Origin of the sequence: Meridianimarinicoccus aquatilis (assembly GCF_004358675.1) — a bacterium.
GTDB lineage: Bacteria > Pseudomonadota > Alphaproteobacteria > Rhodobacterales > Rhodobacteraceae > Meridianimarinicoccus > Meridianimarinicoccus aquatilis.
In genome coordinates this window covers 20,921-32,117 of record NZ_SMZO01000044.1, presented here as the reverse complement: position 1 = coordinate 32,117, position 11,197 = coordinate 20,921, and the positions used below count along the sequence as shown (strand labels likewise).

Below are 11,197 nucleotides of genomic sequence, written 5' to 3'. Positions count from 1 at the left end.
TGATGTCGAAGACGGGCGGGAGCCTCCCTTGCCTTGCGCTCTACCCCATGCGTTCGCTGGCGTAGCTTCCCGGACTGGCGGGGAAGACCACCGTCTTGTTTCCGTTCAACAGCACTCGCTTGTGGATATGCGCATGCACCGCACGGGCAAGCACCTGGCTTTCCACGTCCCGTCCAAGGCTCACGTAATCCTCTGCGCTTTGCGCGTGGGTCACCCGCACCGTGTCCTGCTCGATGATCGGGCCCTCATCCAGATCGCTGGTCACGTAATGCGACGTCGCCCCGATCAGCTTGACCCCCCGCTCATAGGCCTGCTTGTACGGGTTCGCCCCCTTGAAGCTGGGCAGGAACGAGTGGTGAATATTGATGATCCGCCCCGACATCTTGCGGCACATCGCATCGCTGAGGATCTGCATGTACCGCGCCAGCACGATCAGGTCCGCCCCCGTCTCTTCCACCACATCCATCATGCGCGCCTCTGCCTGGGGCTTGTTCTCTTTCGTGACCTTGATGCAGTGGAACGGGATATCATGGTTCACCACCACTTTCTGGTAATCCATGTGGTTGGAGATCACCGCAACGATATCAATCGGAAGCGCCCCGATCCGCCAGCGATACAGCAGATCGTTCAGGCAGTGCCCGAACCGCGACACCATGATGATCACCTTCATCCGCGCCGCTTCGTCGTGAAACGCGTAGTCCATCCCGAACGGCTCCGCCACCGCGGCAAACCCCTCGGCCAGCGCGCCAAGCTCTGCCCCCGTCTCGGCAGAAAAGCTCATCCGCATGAAAAAGGTACCGCTTTCAAGATCATCGAACTGCGCACTGTCGGTGATGTTGCAGCCATGCTCGGACAGGTATCCAGCGATAGCAGCCACAAGGCCGCGCGTGGATCGGGATTGGATCGTCAGGGCAAATTTGGACACGGCAGGAGTACTTTCTGTTCAGGATGGAAAATCAGGCTCAGGTCAGCCCGTCCGGCACAGGCTGCCCATGGGCGCGCGCCGCGGCGACCACCGTGTTGGCCAGAAGGCAGGCAATGGTCATCGGACCGACCCCACCCGGCACCGGCGTGATCGCCCCGGCCACCGCCGCGCAACTGTCAAAGTCGCAATCACCAACAAGCCGCGTCGTAAAAGCAGTGCGATCGGTTTGCCCACAATGTTGGACCGGCCAATCACACAGACCAGACGAAAAACCTTTGCCATCGATGATCATTCCAGACATCAGGCCAGCCCTCTTGCCACGCAACTCAACGCCTCAAACAGCGAGAGTGCCGAAGACCTTGCGCCGAGCACGCGATAGCATGCACCGGGCGCATCGCAGATCACGAAACAACTCATGTGTTCAATTCCCGTTCGGTCCGCCATGCCCGCCTCCATCCTTGCGATGTCCAGCGCACAGAGCCGTTCCAGAAGTGCGGCCGTTCCAGACCCTTCCACCGCAAAGCAGGCCCAGCCATCGGTTTGCTCGGTCACCGATGCGGCTCCGCGCAGCCGCGCGGCAAGATCGTCGGCCAAAACCTGCCTTCCGTCCAGTGGTGCAAGCACAAACCACTGCTCAGGGCCGGTCCACATAAACTGCATCGAACCGGCACTGCCGGCCACACGGCGCGGACCGGGTACGTCGGTTCCGGTCAAAACGCGCGCGCACTCGGTCAACGCGCTGGCCCCGCCTGCCCGCTTGGCGACAGAGGCAATCGCAATGTCCGGCACTTCGGTGATGGTGACATTACCCAAAACGATCGAGCGCGGCGCGGGACCGCCTGTGGCGCATAGCGGCGCCAGCCGGAATTCAGTCACGCTGCCGTCCTCCTTCAGGATCCACAAAATGCGGCGAGACAACCCGCACAGGAATATCGAGCCCGTCGACCGGGCTGACCGCGCGCAAGGTCTGGCCCTTCCGAGCATCGGCAAGCGTTACGAACCCAAGCGCGATGGGGCTGTTCAGGGTCGGCGAAAACGCCGCTGAACTTATCCAACCAAGAGTATTCTCCGCGATTTGGCGCGCGCCTTCGCGCATAAGATGCGCCCCCCCTGGAATTGGAGTGACACCATCCACCGGAACAAAACCCGTCAGGCGGTGGGTGTCTTCGGCCAGCCCTGCACGACGCGACAAAACGGCACCGATACTGTCCTTGGCCGTCGACACCATGCGCCCAAGGCCCAGCATCGCCGCCGTGGTACGCCCGTTCAATTCATTTCCCGCCGCGTGGCCCTTTTCGATCCGCAAAACGCCAAGCGCTTCGGTGCCATAGGGCGTCGCGCCCAAATCCTGACCCTGCGCCATCATCTCGTGCATCAGCGCATCGCCATATCGGGCCGGAACGGCAATTTCATAAGCAAGCTCCCCCGAAAACGAAATCCGGAACAGACGCGCACGAAGCCCGCCACACACGGTGACAGGCGCGCAGGCCATGAAGGGAAATGCCCCGTTGGACAGATCATGTGCCGGGTCAACAATCCGCTGCAACAACTTGCGGGCCTTTGGCCCGGCGACCGCAATTTGCGCCCACGCATCGGTGGTCGAAATCAACTGCACATCCATATCCGGCCACAGGCATTGGCGCGCGAATTCCATATGGCGGTAAACCGCGCCCGCATTGGCCGTTGTCGTGGTGACCACGAAGTGATCCTCGCCAAGCCGCGCGGCCGTGCCATCATCCATCGCGATGCCATCTTCGCGCAGCATCAGGCCATAGCGAACGCGGCCAACCGGCAGCTTGGCCATGCCATTGCAGTAGATCCGGTTCAGAAAGGCCGCCGCATCCACGCCCTGCACATCGATCTTGCCCAACGTTGTCACATCGCACAGGCCGACGTCATTTCGCACAGCGCGCACTTCGCGGTCGACGCTTTGCCGCCAGTGGGTTTCCCCCGATTGCGTGAACCACTGCGCACGCAGCCATTGACCGACCTCGACAAAGGTCGCGCCATTGGCTTCGGCGAAGGTGTGGGTAGGGGTCCGGCGCGTCGGGCGGAAGTGCTTCCCGCGCGACCGCCCCGCAAAAGCCCCCATAGATACAGGGGTATACGGCGGGCGGAACATCGTCGTGCCCGTCTGTGCGATATCTTGCCCTGTCAGCGCAGCCATCACGCCGATCGCATTGGTGCTTGCCGTCCGGCCTTGATCCGTGGCCATGCCAAGCGTCGTGTACCGCTTTACGTGCTCAACAGACCGAAACCCTTCGGCCTGCGCCAAGGCCACGTCTTTGACAGTAACGTCATTCTGAAAATCCAGCCACGCCCGACGCTTGGTGCCGCTCACATACCAGAACGGCGTAATCCGGGTTGGCGCATCGTCCGCCTTCGGCAGTTTTGAATGTTTCACCTTGATATCCAGATCAGCAAGTGCAGCGCGGGCCGCATTTACCCCACCAGACAGCGCGCCAGCCGTAGAAAAATCGCCTGCCGCTGCTCCGGCCAGCCGCTGGCCGGCGACCGCATCCGGTGCAGGAACGAAGGCGGCGACCGCATCATTCCAAACCGGGCGCGTGCGTTGCTGGGCGCTTAGGTGAAGGTTCGGATTCCAGCCGCCAGACACAGCCAACGCACCGCACGAGATTTGCCGCCGCCCACCGCTGGCCGTGCGCACCATGATATTCTTCAGGCGCAGCCGACCTTCTGATGCGATAACTTGCGCGCCTTTGAAGGTCTCGTTCGCGTCCGTGCAATCAGGCGCATTGGCACGCGTGTCGATTAGCGCGGCAATAGTCAGCCCCTTCGCCGCCAGATCAGCCGCCGTGCGATGCCCGTCATCGTTGTTCGTGAACACAGCGATACGCTGCGCAGGCGCTGCAGCCCATCGATTGACATAAGTCCGTGCAGCCCCCGCCAGCATGATACCGGGCCGGTCATTATCGGGGAAGGCTATGGGCCGCTCTGTTGCACCGGCGCAGACCGTACAGGACTTGCTGTAGATGCGCCACAATGTCTGCCGCGGTGCATGGTCTTTTGCGGTCGGCGCGCCCATCTCAACCGCCCCATAAATGCCGTGATCGAACACGCCAAACACAGTGGTTCGCGACAACGTCCGGACATTGGGCAACGATGCCAGCTCGGCCAGCGCAGTAGCCAGCCAAACGGATGCCGGTGCATCGTCGATAACCAAGGTTTCGGCATTCAACCGCCCACCAAGCGCGAAATCCTCATCGGCGAGGATAACCCGCGCCCCGGCTCGCCCGGCCGTCAGTGCCGCCATCAGCCCAGCCGGGCCCGCCCCAACGACCAGCAAATCGCAATGCAGAAATCCCCGGTCATACAGGTCAGGGTCCGGTGCGGTCGACAGACGACCCAGCCCAGCGGCACGGCGGATCGCCGGTTCATACAGCTTTTCCCAAAATGCGCGGGGCCACATGAATGTTTTGTAGTAAAAGCCCGCCGTCAGGAAGGGCGCCAACACATCATTGACGGCCATGGCATCAAACCGCACAGACGGCCACGCGTTTTGCGGCGCAGCGGTCAGGCCGGCTTCAAGCTCTACCATTGTAGCGCGGGTATTCGGCGTCACCGCCGCGCCGCGACTGAGGGTAACCAGCGCGTTTGGCTCTTCCGACCCGGACGCGATCAATCCGCGCGGACGGTGGTATTTGAAACTCCGGCCAAGCAGCGCCACATCGTTGGCCACCAGCGCCGAGGCCAACGTGTCGCCCGCGAACCCGGTGTAGCTTTCGCCATCAAAGGTGAAGTCGATGGGTTGGCTGCGATCGATGAGCCCCCCGTTCAGGCGTTTTTTCTGAAGCCCGGTCATGCGCCGCACCCCAGCGCCAGTGCCACGTCACGCGCCAATTCCACCTGAGTGATTTCATGGGTGACAGTGTTTCGGGTGACAACCAACCACGACCGATCGCCCTGTTCATGATACCACAATTCGCGGTGCTCCCCGGCAGGGTTGTCGCGCATGTATACGTAGTTGAACAAAGCGTCTTCGGCCCCTTCGGCCGTTCCATCAGGCCGCTGGATCATGGATGCATCGCCAAGATAGGTGAATTCCTGCGCATCGCGGGGGCCAAGAAGCGGGTGTGGGATAATCATCTGCGCGCCTCGTTCAGTGCAGGTTGGGCGTCGCGCCCATCCCTTTTTCGTCAATCATCCGGCCGTTGCGGAACCGGTCCAGCCGATAAGCCGTTGCTGTCTCATGCGGGGTGTCCGTCGCCAGCAGATGCGCAAAGGCAAGACCAGAGGCAGGCGTTGCCTTGAACCCGCCATAGCACCAGCCCCCGTTGAAATAGAGCCCCTCCACCGGGGTCCGGTCGATGATGGGTGAGCCGTCCATGCTCATATCCATGATCCCGCCCCACATGCGCAGCAGGCGCGCCTGCCCCACCATAGGCATTAACGACAGCCCGCCTTCGCACACATCTTCGACCGTGGGCAGGTTGCCGCGCTGCGCGTAGGAGTTATAGCCGTCGATATCCCCGCCAAAAACCAGCCCGCCCTTGTCGGACTGGCTGACGTAAAAGTGCCCGGCCCCATAGGTGATGACACCATCCAGAACAGGTTTAAGCCCCTCGCTGACAAAGGCTTGCAGAACATGACTTTCAATCGGAAGCCGCAAACCGGCCATCGCCATCACACGGCTGGAATTGCCCGCGACGGCAACCCCGACCTTTCCGGCCCCGATAAATCCGCGCGACGTGTCGACCCCAAGCACGCGCCCATCTTCAACCCGCAGACCGGTGACTTCGCAATTCTGGATGATGTCCACGCCTCGGCTGTCTGCCGCGCGAGCATAGCCCCACGCGACAGCGTCATGCCGAACCGTCCCGCCGCGGCGCTGCAACAATCCGCCCTTGATCGGGAACCGCGCATCATCGAAATTCAGAAAAGGGTACATCGCGCGCACCTCGCCCGGCCCCAGCAATTCCGCGTCTGCCCCGTGCAAACGCATGGCATTACCGCGTAAGCGATAGGCATCGCGCTGACCGTCGCTGTGACACAGGTTAAGAATGCCGCGTTGGCTGACCATTGCGTTATAGTTCAGGTCTTGCTCCAACCCTTCCCACAACTTCAATGACATTTCATAAAAAGGTTCGTTTCCATCCAACATGTAATTGGACCGGATGATCGTTGTATTCCGGCCGACATTGCCGCCGCCAATCCAACCTTTTTCGATGACTGCAACACGGGCGGCACCATACCGGCTTGCCAGGTAATGCGCAGTCGCCAGACCGTGCCCGCCGCCCCCAACAATCACGATGTCATAGCTTGGTTGCGGCTCAGGATCGCGCCAAACAGGCACCCAACCTTTGTGACCTGTCACCGCTTCGCGGATGACTCTGAACCCTGAATAGCGCACGCGCTGTTCCTTTCGTATCAAGCAAGTGTCCCATGCCATACCAACCCATGACGTGACGTTCTAAAAATGCCGCTTTCTTGTCTTTTTGTGCCATATCTCTATTATTCGACTTCAGGGGGATCTTTCTATGACTCAACGGATGGGGTTCTTACTACTCGATGATTTCGCGCTGATGTCATGTGCCGCCGCAATAGAACCTTTGCGTGCGGCCAACCTTCTTGCCGGTCAACCCCTGTACGATCTGACTTTCCTGTCGGTAAAAGGGGGACCTGCCGCAGCCTCGGTTGGAGCCGTCTTTGATACAGTGTCCATTGATGCCGAGACGGTCCCGTTTGACATCGTGTTCGTCGTGGCGGGCGGCAACCCAATGGCGTCGAAATACCCCGAGGCCGCCCGCTTTCTGAGGCAGCTGGACAGGCGCGGCGTGGCACTTGGCGGGATATCCGGCGGCGGTGTGATCTTGGCGCAATCCGGGCTGATGCTAGGCCGCCGCTTTACCGTGCATTGGCAACATTTTGACGCTTTGCGAGAAGTGTCACCCGGACATCTGATGGAACGGCGGTTGTACGTTATCGACCGGGACAGGTTCACCTGCGCCGGCGGGTCAGCCCCACTCGATATGATGCATGCGCTGATCACGGCGCAGCACGGAATCGCTTTGGCCCAGAAGGTGGCCGATTGGTTCATCCACACCCGAATCCGCGAAGCAGGAGACCCCCAAAAATCCGGCACTGCCGAACGGTATCAACTGCATCACCCAGTTTTGGTGACCACCGTGGACATGATGGAAACTCATATCGCCGACCCATTGACGGTTGAACAACTTGCCACTCTGGCCGACATGAGCCCGCGCCATTTGCAGCGCCTGTTCCGCGATCGAATGGGACTGAGCCTGATACGGTTTTACCGCGACCTGCGACTGGACAAGGCAAGGGACTTGCTCAGCCAGACCGGGTTGCCCATCCTGGAAGTCGCATTGGCCACGGGGTTCGCCAATGGTGCCCATTTTGCACGTGCATTTCGAGACAAGTTTGGAACGCGGCCCAGCACGTTGCGCCCGACTGGCATCGCGGATCAGGCTGGAAGCACGGAAAATTCCGGCCTAACATCAACTTAGACAAGCAATTGTGGGCAACAGCCCGGACAGGAGCGGCATGGCCGAAACGGTATTCAAGCAAGATCCCCACAAGGTCCGCGACAAACGGGAAAAGAACCTTGAGGTCGCGATCGGGCGAGAGGTCAGATCCTTTCGGCATCAACGGGATATGACCGTTGCCGAACTGTCGGAGAAAACAGGCTTGTCTATGGGAATGCTGTCAAAAATCGAGAACGGAAACATTTCGCCATCGCTGAACACGCTTCAGATGCTCGCGAGCGCGTTGAGTGTTCCGCTTACGTCGTTCTTCCGACGGTTTGAAGAGAAACGCGACGCAGTGCACGTTAAAAACGGTGAAGCCGTCGAAATCAGTCGTGCGGGCACACGCGCCGGGCACCAGTACAACCTGCTCGGCCATATCGGGTCGAACAACAGTGGCGTGGTCATGGAACCCTACCTGATTACGCTGAGCGAAACATCTGACGTGTTCCCGACCTTCCAGCACGAAGGGATCGAATTGCTTTATATTCTCGAAGGTGAAGTGCGGTATCGCCATGGCGACACGCTTTATGATCTCAAGCCCGGCGACAGCTTTTTCTTTGACGCCGATGCGCCCCACGGGCCGGAAGAGCTCATCGAACTGCCAACGAAATTTCTGTCGATCATCACCTATCCACAATCGTCATAGTCCTTTGATCCCGCGCCGGTCCGGCGTCGGCATCATGGGATGTTGATGGTTGTCGGATGCCGCTTGGCCCAGTTGACGAGCTAAAAATACCTGCACCGATCTTACTTTTTAAGAAAGAAACTTTCTCTTCGGTACATTATCAGCGATGATGAACGTACCATTCACGAAAGGGAATCAATCATGTGTGGCATTGTTGGGCTGTTTCTGAAGGACAGCACGCTGGAGCCCGATTTGGGTGCGATGCTGACCGCCATGCTGGTCACAATGACGGACCGTGGCCCGGACAGTGCCGGGATAGCCATTTATAGCGAAGACAGCGCAAAACCCTTTAAGATCACTGTGCAATCGCTGGACCCGGCGACGGATTTCCCTGCGTTGTCGGACCGGATCGCAAAGCTGACCGGCGCCCCTGCGCAATTGCTGGAGAAGGGGTCTCACGCCGTAATCGCGCTGGCAAAGAGCGCCGCTGACACCGTTTTGACCATGATCCGCAGCGACTTTCCTGAGCTTCGAATCATGAGTCAGGGCAACCGGATCGAAATTTTCAAGGAAACCGGACTGCCCGAAAAGGTGGCAGCCGAGTTCAGCGTCGCAGCGATGCACGGCACCCATGGGATCGGACATACCCGAATGGCCACTGAATCGGCGGTCACGACTCTGGGCGCGCACCCATTTTCGACCGGGTCTGACCAGTGCCTTGTGCATAACGGATCGCTGTCGAACCACAACTCGCTGCGGCGCAAACTGGTGCGCGACGGAATGCATTTCGAAACCGAGAACGACAGCGAAGTGGCAGCGGCCTATCTTACGCGCCGGATGCAGGGCGGCGATAACCTTGGCGGCGCATTGCAGGCCGGGCTTGACGATCTTGATGGCTTCTACACGTTCGTGGTCGGAACCGAGACCGGCTTTGGGGTCTTGCGCGACCCGATCGCGTGCAAACCCGCCGTCATGGCGGAAACCGACCGTTTTGTGGCCTTCGGGTCGGAATACCGGGCATTGGTGGACCTTCCGGGCATTAAAGATGCGCGCGTCTGGGAACCGCAGCCTGCAAAAGTCTATTTCTGGGAGCGCTAAGCATGACGATACTGGATCTGAGTGAACAGGCGCTGCGCAGCGTCAATGCAGAACTACAAAGCCTGAACGGCACCCAGTCAAACGCAGAATACGAGATCATCAATCCACGAGGCAGCCACGCGCTTGCTGTGGGTCTGAATGCACCGATCGCTGTCAAGATCGCTGGGTCAACGGGCTATTATTGCGCCGGCATGAACAAACACGCAACGGTTCAGGTTGCCGGATCGGTTGGCCCTGGCGTCGCCGAAAACATGATGTCGGGTATGGTCGTTGTCGATGGGGATGCCAGCCAGTACGCGGGCGCGACCGGCCATGGCGGGCTCTTGGTGGTCCGCGGAAATGCCTCGTCGCGCTGCGGTATCTCGATGAAAGGGATCGACATCGTCGTGCAAGGCGACATCGGCCACATGTCGGCCTTCATGGCCCAAAAAGGCAATCTGGTTGTTCTTGGCGATGCTGGAGATGCTCTTGGCGACAGCCTCTACGAAGCGCGCCTTTTCGTGCGCGGGTCAGTGGCGTCGCTGGGCACAGACTGCATCGAAAAGGAAATGCGGCAAGAGCACATCGACTTGCTGAACGATTTGTTGGCCCGCGCAGGCGTCGATGCCGACCCGGCCGAATTCCGCCGCTATGGATCCGCCCGCCAGCTGTACAATTTCCACATCGACAACGCGCAGGCGTATTGAGGAACACGGGAATGAAAGATCACGACACGGGCACGCCCCGCACTGAACCACGCCAAAGCGCGACGTTCTCGAATGACATCAACGCCGAAATCCGCCGCGCGGCAGCCACCGGCATCTACGATATTCGGGGTGGCGGGGCCAAACGGAAAGTCCCGCATTTCGATGACCTGCTGTTTTTGGGCGCCTCAATCTCGCGCTATCCGCTCGAAGGGTACCGCGAGAAATGCGAAACTGCGGTCACGCTGGGCACGCGCTTTGCGTCAAAGCCAATTGAACTGGCAATTCCAATCACCATCGCCGGCATGAGCTTTGGCTCGTTGTCCGGCCCCGCCAAAGAGGCGTTGGGGCGCGGCGCATCGATGGCAGGCACATCCACCACAACCGGCGATGGTGGCATGACTGAAGAAGAACGCGGCCATTCTGATAAACTGGTCTATCAATATCTGCCGTCGCGCTATGGCATGAACCCCGACGATCTGCGTCGGGCAGACGCCATTGAAATTGTGGTCGGCCAGGGCGCAAAGCCCGGCGGGGGCGGCATGTTGTTGGGGCAAAAGATCACCGAACGCGTGGCCGGCATGCGCGATTTGCCGGTCGGGATCGACCAGCGCTCGGCCTGCCGTCACCCCGACTGGACCGGGCCGGATGATCTTGAAATCAAGATCCTTGAACTGCGTGAAATCACGGGCTGGGAAAAGCCGATTTACATCAAGATCGGTGGCGCGCGCCCCTATTATGACACCACGCTGGCGGTGAAAGCCGGAGCGGATGTGGTTGTGCTCGATGGGATGCAGGGCGGCACCGCAGCCACGCAGGATGTCTTTATCGAACATGTGGGTCAGCCGACACTTGCCTGTATCAGACCTGCGGTGAAGGCACTTCAGGACATGGGCATGCACCGCGAAGTGCAACTGGTCGTGTCAGGCGGTATTCGCACTGGCGCGGATGTGGCCAAGGCGCTGGCCCTTGGGGCGGATGCCGTCTCCATCGGCAGTGCGGCTTTGATCGCGCTGGGGGACAACGACCCGAAATGGGAAAAGGAATACAACGCGCTTGGCACCACTGCGGGGGCTTATGACGATTGGCACGAAGGCCGCGACCCGGCCGGTATCACCACACAAGACCCTGAACTCATGGCGCGACTTGACCCGATTGCTGCGGGCCGGCGGCTGCGCAACTACCTGAACGTCCTGACGCTTGAAGCGCAAACCATCGCACGCGCCTGCGGCAAAAGCCACGTCCACAATCTGGAGCCAGAGGATCTTTGCGCACTTACTGTTGAAGCTGCCGCGATGGCGGGCGTGCCACTAGCCGGAACTGACTGGATCCCCGGTCGCGGCGGGTATTGAGGAGA

General features: G+C 60.1%; 10 protein-coding genes and 1 pseudogene. 5 read left to right on the top strand and 6 right to left on the bottom strand.

Going from position 1 to position 11,197, the window contains the following annotated elements:
- Positions 1–40: 40 nt before the first annotated feature.
- The 6 genes and pseudogenes from purU to E2L05_RS15585 all read right to left on the bottom strand — a co-directional run bounded on the left by purU (position 41) and on the right by E2L05_RS15585 (position 6,296).
- Positions 41–925, bottom strand: a complete 885-nt coding sequence (gene purU, locus E2L05_RS15615; protein ID WP_133341314.1) for a formyltetrahydrofolate deformylase — start codon at positions 923–925, stop codon at positions 41–43.
- Positions 926–962: 37 nt separating this feature from the next.
- Positions 963–1,130, bottom strand: a pseudogene (locus E2L05_RS15610) (bifunctional methylenetetrahydrofolate dehydrogenase/methenyltetrahydrofolate cyclohydrolase); the annotation flags it as partial.
- 95 nt (positions 1,131–1,225) lie between these two features.
- Complete coding sequence (locus tag E2L05_RS15600; RefSeq protein WP_165971785.1) at positions 1,226–1,801, bottom strand: sarcosine oxidase subunit gamma; 576 nt, start codon at positions 1,799–1,801, stop codon at positions 1,226–1,228.
- A complete protein-coding gene (locus E2L05_RS15595; RefSeq protein ID WP_133343813.1) occupies positions 1,794–4,748 on the bottom strand; it encodes a sarcosine oxidase subunit alpha family protein in 2,955 nt (984 codons plus the stop codon). Before E2L05_RS15595 ends, E2L05_RS15600 begins: the two co-directional genes overlap by 8 nt.
- On the bottom strand, positions 4,745–5,032 hold the full coding sequence (locus E2L05_RS15590) for a sarcosine oxidase subunit delta (RefSeq protein ID WP_133343812.1): 288 nt from the start codon (positions 5,030–5,032) through the stop codon (positions 4,745–4,747). Before E2L05_RS15590 ends, E2L05_RS15595 begins: the two co-directional genes overlap by 4 nt.
- Positions 5,033–5,045: 13 nt before the next feature.
- Positions 5,046–6,296, bottom strand: a complete 1,251-nt coding sequence (locus E2L05_RS15585) for a sarcosine oxidase subunit beta family protein (RefSeq protein ID WP_133343815.1) — start codon at positions 6,294–6,296, stop codon at positions 5,046–5,048.
- 127 nt (positions 6,297–6,423) lie between these two features.
- Here E2L05_RS15585 and E2L05_RS15580 point away from each other — a divergent pair, with 127 nt between their 5' ends.
- From E2L05_RS15580 to E2L05_RS15560, 5 genes are all read left to right on the top strand, one after another.
- A complete protein-coding gene (locus E2L05_RS15580; protein WP_133343811.1) occupies positions 6,424–7,413 on the top strand; it encodes a GlxA family transcriptional regulator in 990 nt (329 codons plus the stop codon).
- Positions 7,414–7,450: 37 nt separating this feature from the next.
- The gene (locus tag E2L05_RS15575) at positions 7,451–8,080 is read left to right on the top strand and encodes a helix-turn-helix domain-containing protein (protein WP_133343810.1); all 630 of its coding nucleotides are present in this window, start codon (positions 7,451–7,453) and stop codon (positions 8,078–8,080) included.
- Between the two features lie 180 nt (positions 8,081–8,260).
- Positions 8,261–9,157: a class II glutamine amidotransferase gene (locus E2L05_RS15570; RefSeq protein ID WP_133343809.1), complete on the top strand. Its 897-nt coding sequence runs from the start codon at positions 8,261–8,263 to the stop codon at positions 9,155–9,157.
- Positions 9,158–9,159: 2 nt separating this feature from the next.
- Positions 9,160–9,843: a GltB/FmdC/FwdC-like GXGXG domain-containing protein gene (locus E2L05_RS15565; RefSeq protein ID WP_133343808.1), complete on the top strand. Its 684-nt coding sequence runs from the start codon at positions 9,160–9,162 to the stop codon at positions 9,841–9,843.
- An 11-nt stretch (positions 9,844–9,854) separates the two neighbouring features.
- The gene (locus tag E2L05_RS15560; RefSeq protein ID WP_133343807.1) at positions 9,855–11,192 is read left to right on the top strand and encodes an FMN-binding glutamate synthase family protein; all 1,338 of its coding nucleotides are present in this window, start codon (positions 9,855–9,857) and stop codon (positions 11,190–11,192) included.
- Positions 11,193–11,197: the final 5 nt, after the last annotated feature.